At 40.1% G+C, this 25306-nt stretch carries 21 protein-coding genes, 2 riboswitches and 1 other annotated feature; of the genes, 3 read left to right on the forward strand and 18 right to left on the reverse strand.

What is annotated here, in order from left to right:
- The first annotated feature begins 90 nt into the window (after positions 1-90).
- On the forward strand, positions 91-1584 hold the full coding sequence (locus QLQ22_RS13630) for a peptide MFS transporter (protein ID WP_223435411.1): 1494 nt from the start codon (positions 91-93) through the stop codon (positions 1582-1584).
- Positions 1585-1647: 63 nt separating this feature from the next.
- Here the strand turns inward: QLQ22_RS13630 and metE are convergent, their stop codons facing one another.
- Positions 1648-3927 (reverse strand): 5-methyltetrahydropteroyltriglutamate--homocysteine S-methyltransferase, encoded by a 2280-nt coding sequence (metE, locus tag QLQ22_RS13635; protein WP_284014973.1) that lies wholly within the window; start codon positions 3925-3927, stop codon positions 1648-1650.
- A 150-nt stretch (positions 3928-4077) separates the two neighbouring features.
- Positions 4078-4281: riboswitch (cobalamin riboswitch) on the reverse strand.
- Between the two features lie 70 nt (positions 4282-4351).
- Entirely contained in the window at positions 4352-5155 is an 804-nt protein-coding gene (locus tag QLQ22_RS13640) for a GNAT family N-acetyltransferase (protein ID WP_284014974.1), read from the reverse strand.
- Positions 5156-5276: 121 nt separating this feature from the next.
- Between QLQ22_RS13640 and QLQ22_RS13645 the strand changes: the two genes are divergently transcribed.
- On the forward strand, positions 5277-6545 hold the full coding sequence (locus tag QLQ22_RS13645; protein WP_284014975.1) for an ATP-binding protein: 1269 nt from the start codon (positions 5277-5279) through the stop codon (positions 6543-6545).
- 283 nt (positions 6546-6828) lie between these two features.
- Positions 6829-7389, forward strand: coding sequence for a GNAT family N-acetyltransferase (locus QLQ22_RS13650; RefSeq protein ID WP_284014976.1), 561 nt, complete (start codon positions 6829-6831; stop codon positions 7387-7389).
- Between the two features lie 37 nt (positions 7390-7426).
- Here QLQ22_RS13650 and QLQ22_RS13655 read toward each other — a convergent pair whose 3' ends face one another.
- From QLQ22_RS13655 to QLQ22_RS13730, 16 genes are all read right to left on the reverse strand, one after another.
- Complete coding sequence (locus tag QLQ22_RS13655) at positions 7427-8296, reverse strand: Cof-type HAD-IIB family hydrolase (protein ID WP_223443418.1); 870 nt, start codon at positions 8294-8296, stop codon at positions 7427-7429.
- The gene (locus tag QLQ22_RS13660; RefSeq protein WP_284014977.1) at positions 8296-9066 is read right to left on the reverse strand and encodes a transcriptional regulator GlcR; all 771 of its coding nucleotides are present in this window, start codon (positions 9064-9066) and stop codon (positions 8296-8298) included. Before QLQ22_RS13660 ends, QLQ22_RS13655 begins: the two co-directional genes overlap by 1 nt.
- Before the next feature lie 172 nt (positions 9067-9238).
- Positions 9239-11023, reverse strand: coding sequence for an IucA/IucC family protein (locus tag QLQ22_RS13665; RefSeq protein WP_223435421.1), 1785 nt, complete (start codon positions 11021-11023; stop codon positions 9239-9241).
- 13 nt (positions 11024-11036) lie between these two features.
- On the reverse strand, positions 11037-12347 hold the full coding sequence (locus QLQ22_RS13670) for a lysine N(6)-hydroxylase/L-ornithine N(5)-oxygenase family protein (RefSeq protein ID WP_284014978.1): 1311 nt from the start codon (positions 12345-12347) through the stop codon (positions 11037-11039).
- Positions 12337-12888, reverse strand: coding sequence for a GNAT family N-acetyltransferase (locus tag QLQ22_RS13675; protein ID WP_223435423.1), 552 nt, complete (start codon positions 12886-12888; stop codon positions 12337-12339). Before QLQ22_RS13675 ends, QLQ22_RS13670 begins: the two co-directional genes overlap by 11 nt.
- Positions 12885-14675 carry an IucA/IucC family protein gene (locus QLQ22_RS13680; RefSeq protein ID WP_284014979.1) on the reverse strand — a complete coding sequence of 597 codons (1791 nt, stop codon included), beginning with the start codon at positions 14673-14675 and terminating at the stop codon, positions 12885-12887. Before QLQ22_RS13680 ends, QLQ22_RS13675 begins: the two co-directional genes overlap by 4 nt.
- Entirely contained in the window at positions 14662-16185 is a 1524-nt protein-coding gene (locus QLQ22_RS13685; protein WP_420828788.1) for a pyridoxal phosphate-dependent decarboxylase family protein, read from the reverse strand. Before QLQ22_RS13685 ends, QLQ22_RS13680 begins: the two co-directional genes overlap by 14 nt.
- A 3-nt stretch (positions 16186-16188) precedes the next feature.
- A complete protein-coding gene (locus tag QLQ22_RS13690) occupies positions 16189-17541 on the reverse strand; it encodes an aspartate aminotransferase family protein (RefSeq protein ID WP_223435428.1) in 1353 nt (450 codons plus the stop codon).
- A 51-nt stretch (positions 17542-17592) separates the two neighbouring features.
- Positions 17593-18555: an alpha/beta hydrolase gene (locus QLQ22_RS13695; protein ID WP_223435429.1), complete on the reverse strand. Its 963-nt coding sequence runs from the start codon at positions 18553-18555 to the stop codon at positions 17593-17595.
- Positions 18533-19204 carry a GNAT family N-acetyltransferase gene (locus tag QLQ22_RS13700; protein ID WP_349654979.1) on the reverse strand — a complete coding sequence of 224 codons (672 nt, stop codon included), beginning with the start codon at positions 19202-19204 and terminating at the stop codon, positions 18533-18535. The genes QLQ22_RS13695 and QLQ22_RS13700 overlap by 23 nt, the downstream gene beginning before the upstream one ends.
- A gap of 465 nt (positions 19205-19669) precedes the next feature.
- Complete coding sequence (thiE, locus tag QLQ22_RS13705) at positions 19670-20314, reverse strand: thiamine phosphate synthase (protein WP_223435430.1); 645 nt, start codon at positions 20312-20314, stop codon at positions 19670-19672.
- Positions 20304-21125, reverse strand: coding sequence for a bifunctional hydroxymethylpyrimidine kinase/phosphomethylpyrimidine kinase (gene thiD, locus QLQ22_RS13710; RefSeq protein WP_223435432.1), 822 nt, complete (start codon positions 21123-21125; stop codon positions 20304-20306). Before thiD ends, thiE begins: the two co-directional genes overlap by 11 nt.
- On the reverse strand, positions 21112-21930 hold the full coding sequence (gene thiM, locus QLQ22_RS13715) for a hydroxyethylthiazole kinase (protein WP_284014980.1): 819 nt from the start codon (positions 21928-21930) through the stop codon (positions 21112-21114). Before thiM ends, thiD begins: the two co-directional genes overlap by 14 nt.
- A gap of 51 nt (positions 21931-21981) precedes the next feature.
- Positions 21982-22090: riboswitch (TPP riboswitch) on the reverse strand.
- 470 nt (positions 22091-22560) lie between these two features.
- A complete protein-coding gene (locus QLQ22_RS13720; protein ID WP_423246260.1) occupies positions 22561-23157 on the reverse strand; it encodes a LysE family translocator in 597 nt (198 codons plus the stop codon).
- 95 nt (positions 23158-23252) lie between these two features.
- The gene (locus tag QLQ22_RS13725) at positions 23253-24611 is read right to left on the reverse strand and encodes a sodium-dependent transporter (protein WP_284014982.1); all 1359 of its coding nucleotides are present in this window, start codon (positions 24609-24611) and stop codon (positions 23253-23255) included.
- A 63-nt stretch (positions 24612-24674) separates the two neighbouring features.
- Positions 24675-24895: a binding site (T-box leader), on the reverse strand.
- 125 nt (positions 24896-25020) lie between these two features.
- Positions 25021-25287 carry a hypothetical protein gene (locus QLQ22_RS13730; RefSeq protein ID WP_223435439.1) on the reverse strand — a complete coding sequence of 89 codons (267 nt, stop codon included), beginning with the start codon at positions 25285-25287 and terminating at the stop codon, positions 25021-25023.
- Positions 25288-25306: the final 19 nt, after the last annotated feature.

Raw genomic sequence — 25306 nt, forward strand, 5'->3', positions numbered from 1 at the left:
AATTCATCTAGCATTTTTGCCGATTTTTTTTGACAATTCAATTTTAATAGTAGTATTATTATACATGGTAAAAAGGAGGATTCTTGTATCATGTCATCGATTGATAAAGACAAAATTGTACAAAGTGTACCGCAAAAAGGTTTTTTCGGTCATCCTAAAGGATTGTTCACGCTATTCTTCACAGAATTTTGGGAGCGCTTTTCTTATTATGGGATGAGAGCTATTCTTCTGTATTATATGTATTATTCCATGAAAGATGGCGGACTTGGACTTGATCAGACTACTGCTCTTTCCATTATGTCCATCTACGGATCTCTTGTTTATATGTCCGGAATCATCGGAGGCTGGATATCCGACAGGTTACTTGGAAATACACGTACCGTTTTTTATGGCGGAGTCCTTATTATGCTTGGTCATATTATTCTTGCTTTCCCTGGAAGCATTGCTGCATTTTTCGTGTCAATGTTCTTCATTGTAATCGGTACCGGGTTGCTTAAACCGAATATTTCGAATATTGTGGGTGATCTATACAGCAAAGATGATAATCGCCGCGATTCAGGATTCAGCATTTTCTACATGGGAATCAACTTAGGCGGTCTGCTGGCCCCAATTATTGTTGGTACTGTAGGTCAAAAATATAATTTCCACTTAGGTTTTGGATTTGCTGCAATTGGTATGGCCTTAGGATTAATCGTCTTCTTGCTGACTAAAAAGAAAAATCTTGGATTGGCTGGATCAGCAGTTCCAAACCCGCTTACTCCTTCTGAAAGAAATAAAGTTTTCGGAAGATTGGCTATTGGTATAGCTGTTATCGGAATTTTAGGAGCTATATCCATTTCAACCGGCTATCTGACGATAGAAAGATTTACTTTCTTAATCAGTATTTTAGGTATATTAATTCCAACGGTTTACTTCATTGTGATGTACCGCAGTCCTAAGTCAACAGATGTTGAACGCTCTCGCCTTATTGCTTATATTCCACTGTTCATCGCGGCAATGGTTTTCTGGGCGATACAGGAACAAGGAGCTACGATTCTTGGGGCATACGCTGATACTCGAACACAATTAAAATTTGGCGGTTTTGAAATTCCATCATCATTATTTCAATCGTTAAATCCATTATTCGTTGTCTTCTTGGCGCCGGTGTTTGCATGGCTTTGGATTAAACTTGGCAATCGTCAGCCATCTACATCGAAAAAATTTGCATTTGGTTTGTTTTTTGCAGGTTTATCATTTTTGATCATGATAATTCCTGCTTACGTGAACGGAACAGATTCACTTGCTAACCCGATTTGGCTAATACTCAGCTTCTTCCTGGTTGTACTCGGAGAGCTTTGCCTGTCACCTGTTGGTTTATCTACAACAACAAAGCTTGCTCCGGCTGCATTCTCAGCACAGACAATGAGTCTTTGGTTCCTGACAAGTGCATCTGCTCAAGCTATTAACGCTCAAATTGTTAAATTCTATAAACCCGAAACTGAAATTCTCTATTTTGGTATCATTGGCGGTATAGCTGTACTTTTAGGATTTTTGATGCTAATTCTTTCTCCTAAAATTCAAAGCTACATGAAAGGTGTCCGCTAAGATGACGAACAAGCCTGTTCCCTATTTAGGAACAGGCTTGTTTTTTGATGAAACTGGTGAAAATTATACAGTCGCAGCCTCGCTTGCTTTTTCTCTGCAGCTTTTTGCGGCTGACACCATCACTTTTAATGCTGCAATCGTTTCCGTGACTCCTCTTGTCTTCAGCCCGCAGTCAGGATTGACCCAAAAAAGTTCCGGATCTAAAACCTGCAGGGCTCTTTTAATATTCATAACGAGCTCTTTTTCTGCAGGGACCCTTGGGCTGTGAATATCGTATATGCCTAATCCAATCCCTTTCTCATATGAATATTTCTCAAATGAATGGATGAGTTCACCATGACTTCTTGAAGTTTCAATTGAAATGACATCTGCATCTAATGCATCAATCGCTTCGATAATATCTTCAAAATTCGAATAGCACATATGTGTATGAATTTGTGTATCCGGCTGGACGGAAGCTGTAGACCGCTTAAATGCCGTCACCGTATCTTTTATATACTTATCCCATTTCTCCGATTTAAGCGGCAGGCCTTCCCGGAGTGCCGGCTCATCTACTTGTATCATCGCAATACCAGCTTGTTCAAGTGCCTCAACTTCTTTTCGGATGCAGAGTGATAATTGATTAAGGACACTTGATTTCGGGAGATCATTTCGAACAAATGACCAGTTTAAAATCGTGACAGGACCTGTCAGCATCCCTTTTACAGGTTTTTCAGAAAGACTTTGAGCAAAAACGGTTTCTTTTACTGTCATTGGCTCTTCAAGTAAAACATCTCCATATATAACTGGCGGTCTGACGCAGCGCGAGCCATAGGATTGCACCCAGCCAAAAGTCGTAATTGCTATACCTGATAATTTTTCTCCAAAGAACTCCACCATGTCCGTCCTTTCAAATTCTCCATGCACCAGAACGTCCAGCTCAAGATTTTCCTGAATTTCAATCCATTTTCTTATTTCTTCTTCTATATAAATACTGTATTGCTTTTCAGTCAGTTCGCCTTTTTTCCATTTAAGGCGCTGTGCCCGAACCTCTTTTGTTTGCGGAAAGCTGCCGATTGTTGTTGTTGGCAGCAATGGAAGGCTGAACCGTTTGTTTTGCTGTTTTCTCCGCAGACCAGCTTCCGCTCTCTCTGTTGAAAAGGAATCCAGCTGATTCATCGCATCCTGAACAGCACTTTGGTTTCTCAGCTTTGATGATGATAACTGATCAGTAGCTGAATCATATTCTTTAAGCACCTCTGCTTCAGTTTCAAAGTTAATAAAATTCGTTAATACACTCAGTTCGTAAAGCTTCTCATCCGCAAAAGATAAGGCATCTTTTACAAGAGGATCTAACTGCTGTTCATTTTCTGCAGTCACCGGCACATGAATTAGACTGCATGAAGGCTGAAGAATCAGCCGGTCCCGGTCAACAGCTTCCAAAATAGTGTGGACAAGCTTCACGGTCTTTTGCAGACTTGCCTTCCACACATTACGTCCATCAATGACCCCTGCAGCCAGAACTTTGTCCTTTGGAAATCCTGCCGTTTTCAACTTTCTAAGCGATACACCGCTGTCATGAACAAAATCGAGTCCAATGCCATCAACGGGGAGGCTGACCAGATCCTCGTATTGTTCAACACTTTCAAAATAAGTTTGAATCAGCAGCTTTGTATTTTCCATCTCTCTTCTGATTGTTCCGTAAATTTCTTTAGCTTTTGAAAATAATGCACCATTTGCATTCGATGTCACAAACACCGGTTCATCAATCTGTATCCACTCAGCGCCGGCATCTGCAAGCTCCTGAAGCACCTGAACGTATAAAGGAATTAATTTCTGAATTACTTGGTCTTTATTTTCGCCTTTTGATAAAGCAACTAAGGTAAGCGGACCGACAATAACAGGCTTACCGTTTATGCCGAGCTCTTCTTTTGCTTCAAGATAAAGATGCAAAAGCCGGTTTTCGGTCAGTCTTGGCTCTGCCTGACCCAGTTCCGGTACAATATAATGATAATTCGTGTTAAACCATTTTGTCATTTCAGCCGCCACTTGCTCACTGCTGCCTCTTGCAATATTAAAGTAGGTCTGGAGGGAATTTGCATCTTGAGTCCGGAACCTCTCCGGAAGAAGACCAAACATAATAGCTGTATCCAGTATATGATCATAATAGGTGAAGTCACCAATCGGGATTAGATCAATTCCTTTGTCCAACTGCTTCTGCAAATGTGAAAGCCTGATCTCTTTCATCTTCTGTTCAAATTGCTGTTCAGTTAAATCGCCTTTCCAGAATGATTCTAACGTCTTTTTCCACTCTCTTTTTTCTCCGATTCTCGGATAACCTAAGTTTGAATTCTTAATGCTCATTGCCTCTCCCCCGTTTCTTATCGTTTCTCAACTTTCGGTGCATGAAAAAAACTCTCTTGAAAGAAGAGAGTTTGATGGACTAAGCTAACTTGAGTTGAGACACAAGACCGGTTTCAACATATCGCATCACCCTCCCTATTCCGCGTAGGCATGAAGTGCATACGATAGGCAGGTCTCCTGACTCAGGTTCATTGTATTCTATTCCCTTCCCATTTTTCATTAGAAAAACAGTGGACTTTTATAGAATTCTCCCCATTACAGTGGCGCGACCGCGTCGGATTTTCACCGAGCTTCCCTTTTAAGCTAATACAGAAATGTACTCTTGTAATTAGCACCTATCGCTTGTAAAAATATTAAATTTTTAAAATTCATTAACAATTGTTTCTAAGCATAGCTGAAGTTTCGTTTTCATGCAAGCATAATATTAAGAGTGTGCTGAGATTCCAAGGACTTTCCATTTTGCAGCCTCATAAAATCCAAGCTGTTTATATAGCTTTCCTGCATCTGGATTATTATAAAATAAATAAATGGCCTTTTCTTCATTTGCAAGCTTCTGGCATATGGCACGAATCACTTCAGAAGCATATCCTTTCCGACGATGAACCGGCGGTGTAGCTACACCAACTATAATGGCAGTGCGGGAGCTTTCAATAAACACTCCTGCGGTTGAAACCATTGTTCCTTCTACTGCCTTGTAGAATACATTCAGCTTTCCTGATTCTATGTTTTGAAAGTGATCATTTGCAAAAAAGTCTTCATTTGGTCCAATCATTTTATACTCATCGACATTCATGAACAAATCGTATAGTTTTCGGCATTCTTCAAGACTAGTAATCATTTTAACACCCTTGCTTGCCTGAAAATCTTTGCTTCCTTCATATCTGAGCATGAACGAATCACTTTCAAGATCCATTTGAAAGTGACATTTAAACTCTTCGACCAATTCTTTTTTTCCGACAATTTTCCTGATGCCGGTTTCCCGTATGATCAATGCAAATTCTGCTAATGGGAAATTAATATCGGGGCTGTAGTAATAAATTTTTTCAGGATAAATCATTAAAATGGCGTTCAAATGCGTATTCAGATAACCTCCGTAAACCATCATATGTTCTTCGGTCAAGTCCTCAATGATTAGGGCATTCAATTCCAAATCGGTCCGCAAAAATTCTGCTGCCAGATCGTATTCTTTTTTAACCATTAACTTAATTTGCATTTGTTGTTTGCTCATTACTTTTCTCCTGACAAAAAAATTTAAAGTCTTTTAGAATATTCTAACATTCACTAGTAAATTTGATATATATTTTAATAGTGAAGTTTTTTAATACTTTTGCGGATAAGGTGAGAACTGCATGGGAATGAAGGATGTTTTACTGAATTTTTTACTCGTTTTTTCCCCGCTGTTGATTATACAGCTGTTATATATGAGAAAAGAAACGAATAAAAAAAGAAATAAGTGGCTTTTTGCTATTTTGCCGGCACTTGCGATTATTTTAAGCATGCTGTACCCGTTTATGATTGAGGATGATTTTTTCTTTGACTTCAGGCGAATACCTTTTGTAATGGGACTGTTGTACGGAGGATATCCACTTGGATTCTTTTTATTTGCCGTTACCGCTGTGACCCGGCTGCTTATTGGGGGAAACGGCATCTATCCGACTATTGTGATGGCTGGCATTCTTGTTCTTTTCGTGCCAATGCTTTCATCCTATTATTTAAAAAGCAGACTCAGAAAGAAATTAATTCTTGTTGCAGCCATCGTGCTGACGTCTTTGATTTTTTCAATCCTTCACATTGAAATGATTTATGGAGCTTTTTTTCAACTGGAATCTTATATTGAACTTATTATCCTCCATATATTTGCAGCTGTCATAGGAACGATTCTTTTTGAAACAATTGTCCAAAACTTTTATTTGCTGAAACGTGTGATTAAAGCAGAAAAACTTGAAGTGGTCAGTCACTTAGCGGCAAGCATATCACATGAAGTCCGCAATCCGCTGACGACGACAAAAGGCTTTCTGCAGCTGCTTCGAGAAGAAGATATCAGCCAGGAAAAAAAGGAAGAATACATAGAAATTTCGTTAAACGAGTTAGATCGAGCGACTAACATTATCAAAGATTATCTGACATTTGCAAGACCTGAAGCTGAAAATAATCATCCAATTGAGATCCATACTGAACTCAGGAACTGCATCAACGTCATGTCACCTCTTGCACAAATGGAAAATGTGCAGTTTAATGAAAACTTCAGTTCTGATGACATCTTAGTTCTTGGAGATCCTTTAAAGCTTAAGCAATCACTGATAAATATTCTTAAAAATGGTATAGAATCTTATTCTTCTGGCGGTATAATAGAAATTTCAACTATAAAGGAAGACGCTCATATCAAAATCGTGATATCTGACTATGGTAAAGGAATGACGGATGATCAGGTTCTGAGGCTTGGGGAACCCTATTTCTCTACTAAATCGAATGGAACCGGCCTTGGTATGATGGTATCTTTCAGCATTATTAAAGCAATGAACGGCCATATTTATGTGAAAAGCCAGCCTGGTGCCGGTACATCATTTACAATTTTTCTGCCTATCTATTTGAAACTGAGCGTTAGCCAGCAGTACTGACTCCCTGCAAACAGGCCCGGGGTAAAATGTACAGTCAATCTGAATTCCTGGTGCTGAGAGTGATTGATTCGGCCGGCAGCAATTCTATTTTTGCAGAGAATGTGTTGAATGAGTTTTTTAGAGTAAGTGCTGCGGTTTCTTTCTGCATATTCGGATTAAAAGCTCATTATCTCGTTTCATACCATTCTCCTAAGACGATTAGTACAACCTAATCATTTAAAGATAGAAAAATAATACAGCTGAATCAAATTTTCAGGTCATAAAAAAGAGAGAGGGATATTCGTTGGCCAACTATTATACAAAATCAGTCCGACTGATCATCCGCCCTTATCAGGCATCTGATTATCAAACATGGCTTTCAGCATATATAAACAGGTGGCCTAAACAGCACAAATACGACGAAGGCAGACTTGATATGAGTGTTTGCACGGAAGAGTGGTTTGCTGCGTTCACCGGCAAACATCAACAGCTCATCAATGAAGACAAAGCATATGTTTTCGGTGTATTCAGGTTAGCAGATGGAAAGCATGTCGGATATGTCGATTTCTCAACATTGCTCCGTGATGATTTTCAATGGGCCCGCATGGGTTATACCATTCATAATCAATTCTGGAGAATGGGTTACGGAAAAGAAGCTGTTAAAGCGGCCATCGGTCTTGCGTTTGATCAATTGAACTATCACCGTATTGAGGCGCACATCAATCTTGATAACCACCCATCTGTAAAGCTGGCCGAAAGTGTGGGGATGGAGTTTGAGTGCCTGCGCAAAGGGTTTCTTTATGAAAATAACGAATGGACAGATCATCTTGTTTATTTTATAAATAATGATCATTTCATGGCATAGAAAAGGCCGGTCTCAAAGTTGAGACCGGCCTTTTCTTTCACACTTGCTGCTTCGCATCCATCATCCGTTTAATCGCAAGCTCTACCCCGTCTTGATCATTTGTAAGAGTAATATCCTTGCAGATGGCTTTAATTTCTGGGCGGGCATTCCCCATTGCAATACTTTTTCCTGCTATTTCAAGCATCGATTTGTCATTCATGCTGTCACCGATGGCTGCAGTGTCAATCAGTTCAAAGCCAAGATGGGCAGACAGTTTTTGAAGAGCAATCCCTTTAGATGCAAGCTTATGCTCAATTTCAAAGTTGTGTGCAGCTGATGTAACCAAAGTGATATTATCTATGTCTTTAAATTTCTCCCAGCCTGCATCAAGCTTTTCCTGATGAAAAGAAAAAGCGAGAATATTATAGATATCCAAAGTTTGATTTAGAATGTCCTTATACGATTCAACGAACTTAAAACCTGTCTGGCTGTATTGTTTTGCAGCAGCCTGCAGAAGCAGAGCGCGGTCCGCATCCGGATTTGCACTTTCGACCCGGTCAATCTCAATATTTATTAGCTCTCTTCCGCTTTGAGGAGTATAGATGGCATCGCAGCCAAACACCTCATAGTAGTAATGATTCTGTTCCAAAAATTGAAGCGCAGCAGCTGCTGTTTCATTTTCCATTGGCTGTGAATGAAATAATACCCCCTCAGGATTATGAATCGTAGCTCCATTTGCAGCTATAATCCATGTTTTTACACCTGTATCCTTAAAAATTTCTACTACATCAAAATGTGCTCTGCCAGTAGCAACTACCACTTCTATGCCCTCTTTTTGAGCAGATTTAATTGCTTTCAAATTTTCTGCGCTGATTTTATTTGCACTGTTTAATAGCGTTCCATCAAGATCTATTGCGATTAATTTGATCATTCCATTTCCTCCTCTGCCACAAGCAATTCCACATTATGTTTATCAAGCAAGTCTCTGAATGCTTTATCCGGTTCTTTATCTGTTATAAGCAAATCGATTTCGTGAAGTTCTGCATAAAGGAAAAAATCAGTAACTCCGAGCTTTGAATGATCAGCAAGTGCGATAACTTGATTTGCCTGGCTGATCATTTTCCGCTTAACCATTCCATCTTCTTCATGAGCGATGGACAGCCCTCTCTCAGAAATGCCAACAACCCCAATAAACACTTTATCAACCTGATATTTTGATAGTTTTTCCACCACTGATGATCCATATAAAAAACGATGCTCCTTTTGAAGTTCTCCCCCAAGAAGATGAATATGAATGCCAGGCTTTGTTGATAAAATATCGGCCTGATTAATGGAATTCGTAATAATGGCTGCATTTTTAACATCTATAAATTCTGCACAAGCCTGAACAGTAGTGGAGGCGTCTAAAATGATTCTGTCTCCTTCCCGGATCAGACTGGCAGCTTTTTTGCCGATTAATTCTTTTTCATAAGACACCGTTTGCAGGCGGTTTTGATAGTCTTTGATTTCGGTGTGCGAGCTTGGCAAAATGGCCCCGCCTCTTGTTCTAATAATCAGTTTTTGTTCTTCAAGCTTTACGAGATCACGCCTGGCAGTATCTTTGGATACATCATAAAGCGAACATATTTGATCTGCCGTAATTCGTTTGTTTTCTTTTAAATAGTCAAGAATAGAGATTAAGCGTTCTTCTTGGTACAAAATGCCCACCTAACTTTCAGAAATGTTTCTACAATAACATGGAATATAAGTTGTTATAAGTGATTATAATCGATATTCACTTACTATTCAAGTTTTTATAATGATATGTAAGTATTTTATGCCGGTTTATAAGTATTATGCATAAAAAAAGAAGAGACCGCTTTGGCCTCTTCTATACAATGACTCTTTCTTCGATTGCTAACGGGTTTCTCACTTTTCCAAACTCTGAAGCATGCGGCCGGTCATCTCCGTCTCCGTATCCATACTCAATCATCCGATTGCGGTTAAGACAGAGCTTTTTAAACGTTGGCCGCAGGAGGTCAAAGAGCAGAAACCGTTCTTTCAGCTCTGGAAACTGAGCTTGATACGAGAGGATCGATTCCCTTAGCTTATTCCAAAACTTCGTTTCATCAAAGTCTGCTTTCCTATGCAGGATATCAGCTAAATACCTGAAATGGCAGACAAATAATCCAGTGAAAATAAATTGGCATAACCCTTCAGGCGCTTCGCTTCTCAGTACGTTTTTAAGCTCTGCCGAAATGGCATTCAGCTCAGGAAGCGGCTGGTCGCTGATATTTACATCATCCACAAAATCTTTAACAGCCAGTCTGTGGGGTATGCAGTCTTTTAAAATGACAACTGTATTTTGTCCATGGGGAGAAAATACGGTTCCGTATTGATAAAGATAATGAAGAAGCGGCGGCAAGAGGACATCAAACAGCTGCTTTGTCCATTCTTCCACGCTGAGCCCGGACTTTTCTATCAATTCCAGTGTATACGATTTCCCGTCCTCCCCTTCATATAATAGGGCGGCAAGAGTAATGGCCTGTTCGCCTTCGTCTAAGAATGAATACATGCTTTCTCGCCAAATGACTCCAAGCATCTCCATAAATTGATAGGGTGCACCTTCTAGTTTAACGTAATCAGGATGATGGTAATTCATGCTCGCCACTTCTCCAGGAAGAATGACCCGGCATCGATCTCTCAGAAATGAATCGTTATCCCGGATTCCTTGAATATGAGCTGTAATCTCCGGTGCCAGCACCACCCGCTCAGACGGCAGTCCCCTGTAGACTAGTGTATTCAAAATACTCATTGGCAGCTTTACATGATGCTTCTTCTTATGATTCATATTGACAAATGTCCTGATAGACTGCTGCGGCAGGTATTGATCCTCTCCTCTGCCAAGGCAGATGATGCGCTGCTCAAATAGTTCTTCAGAAAACAGCGGAACAATAACGTGATTCCATTGCCACTCGTGGACTGGCATAAAGAAAAAGTTTTGAGGCTGCTGTCCTTCATTTATTAGTTTCAAATTAAATTCTCTTATTGCTGATTCCCCGATCTCACTTTCTATTAAACGTTCATACTCTACTTCTTTGGTTGAATGGAACGTCCCCCACTCCTTTGAGACGGCAATCCAGACAAGCGTTGTCTGCTGCTTTTGTTCGGGCGCATATTGCAAATAGTCCGAATAGGAGAATCCAATACGCCCTTTGTTGTAGGTAATCCAGGGATGACCTGTCATCTCCCCTTCAAGCTCTGCATAGTCCAGATCCGTTAAATCCGCTGTTGACCTGTTTTGCTGATTGGCTATTATGTGGGTATCAGCAAGTAACGTGCGTTTATATTCTTCTATTAAATAGGCAGCTGTAAAAGGTTTTATTTTAATTTCCTTTTGCAGTTCCAATAAAAACTCAATGGGGTTCACAGCTTCTGCCCATGAGCCATGTTTATTTGTTTCGATCGAATGCTCATCAACCCAATAACTGTCCATCAGCCTTTCTTCAGCAAGAAACCGGTAGGATATTCCGCTGTCAAAGCACAGAATATGTTTGCCATCCTTTTTTTCGGCATGAATCATTTCTTCGTATAAAAACTCAGATATCATTTTAGCAAGCAGCCGTCTGCTCGCTTTCTTCCAATGATCTGCATTCCACTTTTGTTCAACCGTCATCTCAATCACTCTCCTAAACTGTTTGTTTGCTGCGGACAAGATGGCCTGCACCAAAATGCTGAAAGACATTTTTTTCTGGAAGGTCAAACACTTTTCTGTGAGCAAGCTGATTGATAATCTTTGCATTCCGGTAAGCACCTAGTCCAAGATCCGGTGCACCTACCCCATGAGTATGCATTTCTCCGTTTTGAATAAAGATTTTGTTTTCCCTTTTTTCCTGCAGCTCTATTTCATAGTCTTTTGATATAACAGGACGATTGCTGCTGTCCCATTTCATAAGATTTGATAAGTTTTCAAAAGCGCTTGGCCAAACTGTTTTATAGCCGGTTGCTGCGATGACGATATCCGAATGCAGATTAAATGCTTCTCCCTGCTCCCATTGATGGCATTGCAGGTTTAAGTCTGAACAAGTAATCTCAATATCAATAACTGCCGTTTTGGCCAGGAGATGAACATCAGGTCTTTGTCCCGCAATCGTTCTTTCATATAAAAGATCATAGATTTCAGCAATTGTATCAGCACTTATTCCTTTATATAAGGAGTCCTGTTTTGGCACGACCGTATCCTTTAATGCCTGTGGAAGTCTGTAAAAGTACTCCGTATAGTCAGGCGAAAAATGCTCAAGTCCAAGCTTTGAATACTCCATCGGGAAAAATCCGTCTGTTCGTGTGAGCCAATTTAATTGATAGCCTTGTTCATTTTGTTCCTTCAGCATCTCCAGAAAAATTTCCGCCGCACTTTGACCAGAACCAATGACGGTGACAGCATCAGCATTTAAACACTCTTTTTTCTTATGCAAAAATTGAGCAGAGTGAAAAAAGCTTTCAGATTTTCCTTTCGCTGACCAATCTGGAATATTTGGAGCACTTCCCATGCCAAGGACTACATGCCGGGCAGTAAAGCGTTCCATTTCCCCTGTGAGAACATCTTCTACAAGGACTTCATAACCTTCAGCATGCTGCAGAACATCGGCAACTCTTTTTCCGAATCTGCAGCTTTCAAGTTCTTCAGCCACCCATTGCAGATAGTGATTATACTCTCTGCGCGGAATATGGAACGATTCCAGGAAGTAGAAATGGTAAAGTCTTTTTTGATGATGAAGATAATTCAGAAAGCTGTATTTGCTTATTGGATTGACCATTGAAACTGCGTCTGCCAAAAATGGCACCTGCAAGGTGGTCCCTTCCATTAAAAGTCCCTCATGCCAATTAAACTGGGGCTTTTGATCAAAAAAGAGCGCGTCCACATCTTTTACATCCTCAAGCAATGCTGCCATTCCAAGATTAAATGGTCCAAGGCCTACTCCTATTACGTCATAAATCATTCTTTAGCCCCCATTCAAAATCTTCTCTTTCACATATCATGAAAAGTGCTTTTTTATCAGGCAGCTGAATTTCCTTTTGCGGAAAGAATCCGCATTTTTTGAAAACATGAATCATTTTCTTGTTTCGGCTGTCAGGCTCGGCGACTATCCTCTGTGTCCGCTCGTCAGTAAACATCTGTTTCATGATTTCACGGAGCATTGGCAGAGAAAGACCTTTACCAAGGTAAAAAGGATCACCAATCAGCAAATGAACACCCTGATCATAAGGCTCTGCTGCATAATAATCTCCAATGATGTCAGCACTTGCCCAATACGTTTCCCAATAGCTCATTGCCTCACCGTTCAGATGCCCGATCCACAGCGTTTGATGATCATCCGCCAAAAGTTTTTTCAGATGCTTCGTATATTGGCTGAAAGGATAATCTTGATTCCAATAAGGAATAACGTGCGGTTCGTGATGCCACTTATGAAGCATGGCAGCATCTTTTTCAAAGTCTGCCTTTCGAAATGTTATAGATAAACCGGTCTCTAGCTGACTCATTTTGATGCAAAGACCTCCTTCTTTGTAAATAAAGGATTATGCACTTGAACATAAACAGACTGTGTTTCAAGCGGCCCAACCAGTTCATCTAAATCATGAAATCTAGTTAATAGATTCGCTTTGCAGGGCAAGGTCTTGTTTTCCAGCAGGGTTTTAAGCAAAAGCGATGGATGAGCTGCAGGAATGGACTGCTTTTCCAATTCCTCCCGAATAAGTTGAAGAAGATTTTTCTCATCTGCCAGGTTTGCCGTTCCAAAGGCATTCACAAGTCCGAATAAATGATTGAAAAAGAAATAGTAGCGCAGCCGTTCATCTGCAACTGCATCTGAACATACCGTTTCACTTTTTAAACCGATTCCCGGAAGATACGAATTTAATTCATTCTTTTTGGATTCGCAAAAGTAAAATCCCTGATTGTCTCTATAAAAAAATCGCGCTGGATATCCATTTTCCAGCTGAACGACACTGTTTTGCTGATGTGCTTCAAGCGCAATGCCCTTTTCAAAATAAAGCCAAAGAATCGGCTTTAATGAAATCGCCAAATAGCGTTTCAGCCAGTCTGCGCTTATTTCTTCAGTTGTTCGTTTTTCCTTTTTTGAAAGGTCACGAACGATGCTTGCAAGTCTTGAAGATTGCGGCAGCATTCCGTCCTGACAGAGGGCAACAAGAGCGGTTGCTTGTTCCGCACTCCTTTTATAAAAAGGATTTTCCCTGAGAATGACTTCAAAACCTGACTCTTTCTGATCGTGCAGCTTTAATGTAATAAATGCAGGATCGTGAATGATATTAAAATCAGGAAATTGTTCAGATAACTCACTTCCAAGCTGTGTGTCCATCAATTCTTTCACTTCAGCTCCGCGTTCAAGTTCTTTTAATAGGTTCACCCGGACAGAATTTGTGATTTTAATGTTAAGTGAAAACTTCAGCATAAAGGCAACATCTGGATGATAGACCGTTCGCAAGGATGAAGTTGCATAAAATGCCTGTCCATGCTGACCTAAATTTTCAAGCATGCCTTCTTGAATGAATTCTTGAACAGCTGAGTCTTTCAGCAAATACTCAGCTTGCCACGGATGAATTGGAAGAAGTGCGTATTCATCCTTTCCTGCGTACTTCTCTTTAAACTCATCACTGATCTCCGGGTCATCCTTGACAAGCTGCTTTATAAGTTCAATTGCCGACTTTGGCATTGTTGACTTTGAATAAATGGATTCAGCATGAGCTCTAAAATAATGCAGCGGAAATGCTCCTTTTAATTCTGGTGAATACACCTTAATATCTGATTCTGTCATTCCCTGTCTGCTTTTTGGTGTCGGATGAAGCAAATGTCCAAATAAAAGGGACTGCTCTGCTGCAATAAAATCAAATGAGGTTTGATAAAGTTCTTCCTCATCATCTGAACGCTCTTCAAGAAATTGAGCCATGGATTCACAGCTTTGTTTGACACGCAAAAGCAATTCTTCATTTTTTTCAGCTGATGAAGCATTTTCACCCAGTTCTTTCAGCGTTTTTTCAATGCATGTTATGTAATTGATTTCCTCATTATCACAGTACACTGGGCAGTCTAACAAGTGACGTCCTGTCTCAGATAGATAGCCTGCCGGGATATAAAGACTGGAATTTTGATGTTGTAAAATAACATGAATCCAATTGCCGCTGTGCTTCTTTCTTAATTCTTCAGGTGCATCCGCACTTAGATTCCCGCTGTTTGTCTCCCGCAGAAAGCAATTTAAATAGCTTTGAAGAGTTGCTTTTTCAGCAAGAGCCATTGCTTCAAGTTTGTTCATACTGCAGCCTCCTTGTTTCATCTTCGCCAATTTCTTTCATTCTTCTTATGATTTTTTTAACTTCAGCCATTTTTGTTAATGGATTCAAAAAGGTGAATTTCAGGCAGGCATCGCCGTCCACCTTTGTCCGGGCTATGATCACTTCTCCATTTTTCAGTAGAATTTCCCGAATTTGATAGTTTAGCTGATTGAGCTTCTCATGCGTGAGAATGCCTGTCCCCATGTATCTGAAAACAACTGTGCTCAGTTCGGGCTGATGATAGACGCTGAACTCACGCTCTTTTTTCAGGAGCTCAAACGTTTCCTGTGCTAGAAGCAGCGTATGATCAATCATTTCTGCCCATTCCTCTTTTCCGACTAATTGAAAAGAGAGAAACGGCTTTAGTGCATCAAAGCGTCTGGTTGTCTGAATGGATTTGAAGACTAAATTCGGGATGTCATCTTCCTCGTCTTCAATTGGATTCAAATAATCAGCATGATGCCTGATAAACGAAAATGACTCCCGATTTTTCACAAGAAAAGCTCCGCAGCTGATTGGCTGATAAAACATTTTATGAAAATCTACTGTAATGGAATCTGCTTTCTCTAAACCTGCGAGTTTATGCTTATGGGTATCTGTTAAGACAAGCCCGCCTCCATAAGCAGCATCTGCATGAAACCACAGGTCATAATCTTTAGCCAGGCTGCTCATTTCCTCCAGCGGATCGATGCTGCCAAAGTCTGTTGTACCTGCAGTGCCGATCAGCGCAAAAGGCAATTCTCCATTTTCTTTCAGATTGTACAGGCATGCAGCCAAGTCTTCCATACACATGCGGTACTTTTCATCCGCTTTAACTAATACAACAGAATCTTCGCCTAAGCCTAATATCGAGGCTGCCTGCTGGACAGAAAAATGAGCTGCTTCGGAGCATAGAATTTTCAGACGATGCAGTTCTTTCGGAAGTCCCTGCTTTTTAATATTCCATCCCCAAAACTTTAAGGCAGCGCGTTCCCTTGCAAGCAGGAGGCCCATTAAATTGGACTGCGTTCCCCCGCTTGTCATCACACCGTCTCCGTCCGGCAGCTGGAACATCCCGCACAGTCCATTCATTACATACTGCTCAACCATTGTAGCTGCACCGCTTTGATCCCATGAATCCATCGATTGATTTAATCCGGAAATAACGGCTTCAGCCGCTAACCCGGGAATCATTGGCGGGCAGTGAAGATGAGCAGCAGTTAACGGATGGCTGACATGAATAGTATTTGAAGTGATATCCGTAAGTTTTTCAAATACTGCTTGCTGATTTTGATTCATTTTAGGATGAAAGACCGGAAAGTGTTGATCTAATTCTTTCTTCACATCCAAAGGAGTCATCCCGCTGTAGGGATTTTGTGACATCATTATCCTTTTAACGCAGTTCATCGCATAAGTCATTTGAGATTCATAATTTTTTAAACTTGATTCATAATTTGATAAAAACAAATGCTCAAAGGCTGTTTTTTCCTGAATGGCTGTCAAATGATCCACATCCTAAACTAAACTTGGGCTGAGCGTTCTTTCTGCAGCTTTAACAGAATCGAAGAATATGTCACAAACTGTGTCAAGCTGTTCTCTTGTAATAATCAGCGGCGGCAAGAAACGGACCACGCTGCCGAAGCGTCCGCCAAGCTCAAGGATAAGACCCCGTTTGAAGCATTCCTGCTGAATAAGCTTTGCGAGCTTCGGATGAGAAGGATAACTTCCTATGGAATCTGCAGATGCTGTTTTATCTACAATTTCAGCGCCAACCATCAGTCCTAATCCACGAACATCTCCAATAGACGATACTTCTTGCTTCATCTGTTTTAAACGTAGCATTAAAAATTCTCCAAGCAGAGCTGCCTGTTCATCAAGCTTTTCCTGCTTAATAAATTTCATTGTTGCTGTTCCGGCTGCAATCGCGATCTGATTTCCGCGGAATGTGCCTGAATGTGCTCCCGGTTCCCATTGATCAAGATCTTTATGATAGACAACAACCGCTAAAGGAAGGGTTCCGCCGATTGCTTTTGAAAGAACAACAACATCAGGATTGATGTCTGCATGTTCAAAGGCAAACATTTTTCCGGTGCGTCCAAATCCTGTCTGCACTTCATCGATGATGAGAGGAATTTGCTGTTCTTTTGTAATATTCCGTACTTGTCTTACCCATTCATCAGGAGCTGGAATGGCTCCTCCCTCACCTTGCACGATTTCCATCATCATGCCTGCGGGTTTCACAATACCGGATTCAGGATCGTTCAGAGTGCGCTCAATAAATGTAGAGCCGATTGCTGCCCCTTCTTCTCCACCAATACCAAATGGGCAGCGGTATGAGTAGGGATAAGGCAGGAAGTGCACGTCTGACATTAAATTGGGTATTTTGCTTTTAGGACCAAGGTTGCCCATCAGACTAAGAGAGCCATTTGTCATGCCGTGATATCCGCCTTGGAAAGAAAGCATGCCTCCTCTGCCGGTTGCTGTTTTCACAAGTTTCATAGCTGCCTCAACAGCATCTGATCCTGATGGTCCGCAAAATTGGATTTTTGCATGTTCAGCAAATTTTTTCGGAAGAGCGTCAAACAGCTCCTCTACAAACTCCTCTTTCATTGGAGTAGTAATATCCAGCGTATGAAGCGGACGCTTGCCTTTTATCACATTTTCCATCGCTTCTATAACAACAGGATGATTATGTCCAAGTGCAAGAGTACCTGCTCCTGCCAAGCAATCTATGTAGGTTTTATTCTCAACATCCTTCACATAAATCCCTTCTGCCTCACTGATCGCAATTGGAATTCTGCGCGGATAAGATCTTGCATTTGATTCTCTCTTGCGCTGGCTGCTTAAATAAAATTCATTTGTTAGCATAAATAATCACCTTTCTTATTTGAAAATAATTATCATTCTCATTTAAAAAAATTAAAAATTTTTTCTCAGCAAAATTTTAAGCTGGTTTGTCAAATCTATCATCGCAAGATCCGCCCTGTTTACTTGTCCAATCATATTTGGAAAGCTGTGTACTAACTGTTCATAGTACAAATATGTGACAGGAACTCCTGAATTTTCAAGTTTTTCAGCATATTGTTTCCCTTCATCTCTTAACGGATCGTATTCAACAGTCACAATCATTGCGGGAGGCAAATCGGCAGAATTTATTGCAAGCAGCGGCGATGCATATGGATTTTTCCCCTGTTCCTGATTGCTTAAATAATGATTCCAAAACCATTCCATTTTCTCTTTCGTCAGATTAAATGAATAGCCCGATTGATAAGATTCCGTGTAAAAATTGTGATTCAATACAGGAGTGAGTAAACACTGCATTGTAAATGCTTGCTTTCCTTGATCCTTCAGCCAATGTACAGCTGCAGCTGCAAGGTTTGCCCCGGAAGATTCTCCCCCAATTGCAAGTTGGGCTGGATCACCATTCCATTTAGATATGTTTTGAGGCGCCCACTCTGAAACGGCAAGAACATCCATAAGCGCCGCAGGAAACGGGTGCTCTGGTGCAAGCCGGTAACCGACGGATACAATCAGACAATTCGCGTGCTTTGCAAGATACCTGCACATAGAATCGGCACTGTCGAGATCTCCAAAAACCCACCCGCCGCCATGCATAAATACCAATACTGGCAGCATTTCCGCTGATGCAGGCTGATAAATCCTTACAGGAATTTGATGATCAGCTGATTCGATTTTTTCGTTGTAAATCATCATGTCATTCATTTCTATCTTTTGAAAGAATGTTCGTGCTTCTTTATAAAAATACCGTGACTGCTCAGCAGATAAGTCGCTTAATGGAGGATGTTTGAGTTCAGCCATTCTAGCACCTATTTTATCCAGCAGCTCTTTCATATCTTCATCAATTGGGAGATGGGTTTTCACATAACGCTCCTGCCTTTTCATTTAATAGATCCTTATCTTCACTTGGAAGCTTAATAAAGTTTACATTCTTGTTTGACATATAATCATTAAAACGAGTCTTTTCACCAATAACGAGTGCCGCTCTTTTATGAGGAAGCAAAATGGTATCCGCAACATATCCGCCAATTTCTTTTAAAATTGGAATGACGATCCTGTTTCTTATATCAGGTTCGCCAATGATTCTGCTTGATCCGTATTTTTTCATAAGAAATGCAGTCATTGCCCTCACAATCATTAAGCCATGCTCTTTATTCAAAAGCTCCCTTGGCCCAATTAATAAATGCATTCCAAGATCACCTGTTTCAGCTTGATAATAGTTCTTTATTGAATCATGCTGGATAGAATACGCAATCAAATAGCCAGCTGGACTGTCATCTAAAAAACATAGAAAAACCCGTTTGTGCTCTGCTTTAACGGTGCGTTCTAAATAAGCCTTAAACTCTTCTTCACTTACATTCAGCTTCCAGAACGGCGCGATATGCGGCTGATGCATCCAGCTGAATAAAATCTGAAAATCTGTTATTTTGACCTGCCGAAGAGAAATAGTTTGGTTTAACTCTCCGTCTTCTATGATGGCTTCAAATTCATATACGTTTTCTATATGATTCAGCTCCTTACTGTCTTGTCAGTGAGTACACATGAATATTAATTGAAAATGATTATCAATGTCAATGACTTCTGAAAAATCAGTCATTCCTGCCTATGCATTTTTTTGAAATAAGAATAAATTCTAGCACATCATACCTATACTTTTATTCATAAAAAAAGAACAGAATTTAATCTGTCCTCTTTTCTGCTGTGCAGTATTCTTTATGGTTTAAGTACTTAATCATTTTACCCGCTATAGTTTACATAATATTATTATATTAAATTCAGGGAACTTCATCATCTTTTATTCTATGCATTTTCTCTGAATCCTTCTGAACCGCCTTATTTTTGCCAGTAATCTAGTATTCATGAGAGATTTACAGAAGAACCAAAAAAAAATTGAGCTGGATCGCCGTTAAAAAATCCAAACATTAAGAAAACGTGCAAATGATCATCAAGATTTGCACGTTTTCTTTTATTCCCCTATTCAAGATACAGATTTTTTCAAAGCAGCCGCACTTTTATAGACATCTTCTGCAAGACTTATCGATGTAATAACCGAGACCCCGTCGGCACCTGCTTCAATAACTGCACGCGCATTTTCAGCTGTAATGCCACCAATTCCTACGATTGGAATCAAAATGCCGCAGTTTCTTACTTCTTCAAGAAGAGAAGTCCCCTTAACAGGCTTTGCATCTGTTTTTGTACGCGTAGGGTAAATAGGCCCTGCTCCGATATAATCGGCTCCATCCTCGATTGCCTTCTCTACCTCTGCAAGGGTATGGGCTGAGACACCTACAATTTTCCCCTCGCCTAAAATCTTTCTTACTGCTCCGGCATCTTCATCATCCTGTCCGATATGAACTCCATCTGCATTTAGTGCAAGAGCTAGTTCAATGTCATCATTTATGATAAATGGTATTCCATGGTCCTTACAAAGCTGCTGCAGTTTTCTTGCCAGGTTCTTTTTTTCGCTGCCTGTTAAAGCATCCGTTCCTTTTTCCCGGAACTGAAACATAGATATGCCTCCGCTAATTGCTTGGAACAGGACTTTTTCAGGGTCTTCCGTACAGTTTGTGCTGCCCATAATAAAATAAAGCTGGAGTTTCGCGCGCACTTCCTCATTCCACATGCAAAGGTCCCCTCTTTTTCTTTTGATAAGCCCAATGATTTGTAGGTCCATGGCCCTGTCCTAATTTAAGATCTTCTTTTATCGCTTCCCGGATGAACGCAACGGCGGTTTCTGCCGAATGATAAATTGACTTTCCTTTTGCGATCTCGGCTGTAATGGCAGCTGCGAAGGTACAGCCGGTTCCGTGTGTATTTTTTGTATGAATACGTTCACTTGTAAAATAGCTGAACTCTGTTCCATCAAATAACAAATCTACTAACTGTTCCTCGTTTTCAGCATGACCTCCCTTAATCACAACATTTTTCACGCCAAAAGAATGCAGGATTTTGGCAGCAGTCTGACGATCATCAAGATTGAGAATGTTCAAACCCGTCAGCACTTCAGCTTCTGGAATGTTGGGAGTAACGACCAAAGCAAGCGGAAGCAAATGATTTTTCAATGCTTCTACTGCTTCATCCTGCAATAATGAAGCACCGCCTTTGGCTATCATGACGGGATCTACAATCACTTTGCTCCAATTGAACCTCTTTATTTGTTCAGAAACAGCTTCAATAATTTCACTATTAAAAAGCATTCCGGTTTTAATGGCATCAGCTCCAATGTCTGAGCCAATCGCTTCAATCTGCTGCACAACCGCGTCCGCTGTTAATGGAAACACACCATGTACACCTAGTGTGTTTTGAGCGGTAACCGCTGTAATGGCAGACATTCCGTATACATTCAATTCCTGAAACGTTTTTAAATCCGCCTGAATTCCTGCTCCGCCTCCGCTGTCAGAGCCTGCAATTGTCAGTGCTTTAGAGATTGACATGGCTGACCTCCTCAAGCGCAGAAAGTTTTTGAATATTATCAGCTGAAATGGTATAAAGATTGTTTAAAAACTCGATTTGAAAGCTTCCGGGACCTTCAATTCCTTCAGCTGCAAGTTCTGCAGCACTCCCGTAAACCGCTAATGCTGCAGCAGAAGCACGAACATAATCTTTTTCAACAGCGCAAAATGCGCCGATAACAGAGGTGAGCAAGCAGCCTGCACCTGTTACTTTAGTTAATAGAGAATTACCATTTTTGCATATATATGTTGTTTCTCCATCTGAAACAATATCCTGTTTTCCTGTAATGACCGCAATAGTGTTTAACTGCTTTGCAGCTTTTACAGCAAGTTCGATTATGTCACCTTCGCCGTCACCGGAGTCGACTCCTTTTATCGACCAGCTCTCCCCAACGACATTTGCCACTTCAGCAGCATTCCCTCTAACTGCAGTGATCTCCAGTTCCTTTACGATTTTTTGTGCTGTTTCAGTACGGTATTTTGTTGCGCCTGCACCAACCGGATCAAAAATGACTGGCACGCCATGCTTATTGGCAGATTTCCCTGCAAGCAGCATCGCTTCTACATTTTCTTCGTTTAAGGTGCCAATATTTAATACGAGTGCCCCAGCAATTTTCGCCATATCCGCCACTTCTTCCTTGGCGTAAGCCATGACCGGCGATGCTCCGATTGCTAACAGGCCATTTGCTGTAAAATTCGTTACCACAACGTTTGTAATATTGTGCACCAGAGGTTTTTCTTTTCTTACTTTTTCTAGAATCGCATCAATCGTTTTAGGCTCTATCATATTTTTTCCTCCCCATAATAAAGAGCACTCTGCCGCGGCAAAGTGCTCATATGTATCCCTGAATCACATCCCTGCGCTGGCATTATCCAACAGGTTCATTCGGTCTACGGCAGATAGCCGTACTCTCAGCCTGATTCCACAAGCTCCCGTTTTCATTATTTTATTTTATGATTCAAAGTCTACTCTTCTGACACTGGATTTGCAACCATTAAGCAGCTGTTTTTTTTCTCCATCACTTTTGTTTTTATCAATAAAATGAAAATAAGTATAATTGGAATCCCAAACTGAAATGGCAAATGAATGTATAAAGGCACAATTTCAAGTCCAATTTTTATATGCAGGAATCATACTCGGAGAAAATCTATGAGGCACTCAAAACGGGCAATCACCAAGTTCTTTTTTCATCAGCTTCTATTGATTCAGACAATAGACTGTATTATCATTTTTATTTCCTCAATTTTCGATCCGATTTGGCAGGAATGGATTATTATTCCTTTCCAGGTTCATTTATGTGAATCAAATAATAAGAACCCAGCTTCCTTGGTTTATTGGTTCCTATTAGTGCTAAAAGTATTTTCAAAGCAAGCCAGATCGGCAGCCAAAATAAAAAAGACATCATATCTGATGTCTTTACTTTCTTTCCAATGCTAATTTAATGCCAAATCCAATGAGTACTGCTCCGGTAATGCCTTCCATCCAATTTTGTACAGCTGGCTTCTTCATGAAAGCACTCAATTGATGAATCAAATAAATATAAATAATAAACCAAATAAAAGTAAGAATAGTGTATGTTAATCCCATGATCATAAACTGTGTAAAAGTATTTGATCCCGGCTCCAAAAATTGCGGCAAAAAGGTTAAAAAGAAAACAGCTACCTTAGGGTTTAGGAGATTTGTCAAAAATCCCTGTCTATAACAGTTGACTTGTTTTGCTTCAGGCTTTTGTTCTTCTCTATCTTGTATTCTGCCCGGTTTTTTTAGAGTCCATAATGATTTAAGTCCTAAATAAATGAGGTAGCAAGCTCCTGCGTACTTCAGGATTGAAAAGAGAAAAGCTGATTTGACAATAAGTGCTGATAAACCTAACACAGCTGCAAAAGTATGAATTAAAAGTGCTGTCAAGGTCCCGAACACTGTTTTCATTCCTCCTGCCCTCCCGCCAGTGATTGTATTCTTAGTAGCGATGGCTGTATCAGGTCCAGGCAATAAAATTAATAAGATCGACATGATGATAAATAATGATAAGTGCTCCAAGCTTATCACCCTCCATTCTGAATTTTACCTATTTTAACATACGGAGGGAAAGCTTGATAGAGCCTAATTTAACGGGAAAGTAGTTTCCAGATTCCTAAAACATCCAGCAAAACAAGGAAAATAGCAATTGGAGCTACATATCTCATTAAAAAGAACCAAGTGTTAAAGAGTCCTTTAGATAAAGACGAACCGTTAGCAAGTTCTGAGTAAAGCATGGATTTTTTCATTTTCAAAGGAACAAAGATGGAGATCAGCAGAGCGCCAATCGGCATCAAAATATTGCTGACCAAATAATCAGCTGCATCGAAAATTGATTTTCCAAAAATGCTTACTTCACTCCAGATTCCAAATGATAAAGCAGATGGCACTCCGACTGCGAATATAGTCAGTCCAATGATCCAAGACCATTTAATCCGTTTATTAGCATCACCTTTAGCGATTACAGATACTATAATTTCAAGCATCGAAAACGCTGATGTTAATGAAGCAAATAAGAAAAGCAGTAAGAAGGCAACAAAGAATATCATTCCAAATGCCATTTGATTAAAAACGGTCGGCAGAACATTAAATAACAAGACAGGCCCAGCATCAGGCTTCAGTCCAAATGTAAAAACTCCCGGGAAAATAGCTAATCCTGCCATAACAACAATAAATATATTCATACCTACAATCGAAATCGCAGATTGCGGCAAATTTGAATCCTTCGGCAAGTATGAACTATAGGTAAGCATAACTGAAACACCCACACTTAGTGTGAAAAAGGATTGTCCAAGTGCTGCAAGAATGGCTTCAGAAGTTAATTTTGAAAAGTCAGGATAAAATAAAAATTGTACACCTTCCATTGCACCTTCTAGTGTAATGGAACGGAATATCAGCACTATAAATAATAGAAATAAGGCCGGCATCATAAATTTGCTTGTACGTTCAATCCCATTTTGCACACCCTTTGCAACAACGGCAATGGTTATGATCATAAATACAAGGTGAGCTCCAACGCTAAGCAGCGGATTAGAAATCGTAGCACCAAATAACTCCCCAAACTGCTGCTGATTAAGTCCATTCAGTTCTCCTGATATCGCTTTAACTAAATATAAAATGATCCATCCGCCAATGACACTATAAAAGGAGAGCAAAACAAAGCATGTTATCATGCCCAGGTAGCCAATAGAATACCATTTTGAATCCGGTGCAATTTTTTTATAAGATTCAATCGCATCACTTTGTGTGCTTCGCCCGATTGCAAACTCTGCAAGCAGTAAAGGCAATCCAAGCAGGATCGTGAACAAAAGGAAAATGAAAAAGAAAGCACCCCCGCCGCTTACCCCTGCGATATAAGGGAATTTCCAAATCGCTCCAAGTCCGATTGCAGATCCTGCTGCAGATAAAATAAATCCTAGTTTTGATGACCACTGCTGATTTTCTTTCATGTTGCACCTCTTTGAAATTTCTGTATTATTAATGAAAACGCAAAAAAGCCGCCCCTATAAAAATATAGGGGCGACTATTCATCGCGGTACCACCCTAGTTGAGAATAAAATCATTCTCCGGCTCTGAAGTCTATATCGGGACAACCCGTTAATCCCTTCCAATAGGTCGAAATTAAAACTCAGGGACCGAAATTCATCTTTTTTGTATGTACTGATTCCCACCAACCATCAGCTCTCTAAAACAGTGACAATAAGATTACTTTGCTTCCCATCAACGTTACGTTCCATTAATTTATAGATAATTTAAACATCTTAGATTGCGCTTGTCAACATAAATTGTATTTTTAAAAAAGGATATCGACTTTTCAGCTGCTGTTTCGCAAAAAAGAATCCAATCAATGAAGGGATACTATTCATCAAAAACTTCCGGTTCATTAAAAACGGTAATTACTTTTGTAGCGCTATTTATCTTACAGTCCAAATTCCAAATGGTTTTTTTAAAGCAAACGACATCCTCATTTTCAAGGTAAAACTTTAAGAGCACATCATCTTCGGCATCAATAATCGCATATTTATCCTTGCTTCTGAAAAGCTCGTGTTCCTTATGCATCACGACTTTCCAGCCATGTTCCAATGAGAATTCTTTAAAATCTTTCGTGAATTTTTTTAAATTCATAAAGCTTTACCTCCAATCA

Origin of the sequence: Metabacillus hrfriensis (assembly GCF_030127205.1) — a bacterium.
GTDB classification, from domain to species: Bacteria; Bacillota; Bacilli; order Bacillales; family Bacillaceae; genus Bacillus_P; species Bacillus_P dongyingensis.

Bases quoted from the DNA above. Each gene is read 5' to 3' on its own strand.
- QLQ22_RS13630 (WP_223435411.1), top strand. From the start codon at position 91: ATGTCATCGATTGATAAAGACAAAATTGTACAAAGTGTACCGCAAAAA.
- metE (WP_284014973.1), bottom strand. From the start codon at position 3,927: ATGAGCATTAAGAATTCAAACTTAGGTTATCCGAGAATCGGAGAAAAA.
- QLQ22_RS13640 (WP_284014974.1), bottom strand. From the start codon at position 5,155: ATGAGCAAACAACAAATGCAAATTAAGTTAATGGTTAAAAAAGAATAC.
- QLQ22_RS13645 (WP_284014975.1), top strand. From the start codon at position 5,277: ATGGGAATGAAGGATGTTTTACTGAATTTTTTACTCGTTTTTTCCCCG.
- QLQ22_RS13665 (WP_223435421.1), bottom strand. From the start codon at position 11,023: ATGACGGTTGAACAAAAGTGGAATGCAGATCATTGGAAGAAAGCGAGC.
- QLQ22_RS13670 (WP_284014978.1), bottom strand. From the start codon at position 12,347: ATGATTTATGACGTAATAGGAGTAGGCCTTGGACCATTTAATCTTGGA.
- QLQ22_RS13675 (WP_223435423.1), bottom strand. From the start codon at position 12,888: ATGAGTCAGCTAGAGACCGGTTTATCTATAACATTTCGAAAGGCAGAC.
- QLQ22_RS13680 (WP_284014979.1), bottom strand. From the start codon at position 14,675: ATGAACAAACTTGAAGCAATGGCTCTTGCTGAAAAAGCAACTCTTCAA.
- QLQ22_RS13690 (WP_223435428.1), bottom strand. From the start codon at position 17,541: ATGCTAACAAATGAATTTTATTTAAGCAGCCAGCGCAAGAGAGAATCA.
- thiE (WP_223435430.1), bottom strand. From the start codon at position 20,314: ATGTGGAATGAGGAAGTGCGCGCGAAACTCCAGCTTTATTTTATTATG.
- thiD (WP_223435432.1), bottom strand. From the start codon at position 21,125: ATGTCAATCTCTAAAGCACTGACAATTGCAGGCTCTGACAGCGGAGGC.
- thiM (WP_284014980.1), bottom strand. From the start codon at position 21,930: ATGATAGAGCCTAAAACGATTGATGCGATTCTAGAAAAAGTAAGAAAA.
- QLQ22_RS13720 (WP_423246260.1), bottom strand. From the start codon at position 23,157: ATGTCGATCTTATTAATTTTATTGCCTGGACCTGATACAGCCATCGCT.
- QLQ22_RS13725 (WP_284014982.1), bottom strand. From the start codon at position 24,611: ATGAAAGAAAATCAGCAGTGGTCATCAAAACTAGGATTTATTTTATCT.
- QLQ22_RS13730 (WP_223435439.1), bottom strand. From the start codon at position 25,287: ATGAATTTAAAAAAATTCACGAAAGATTTTAAAGAATTCTCATTGGAA.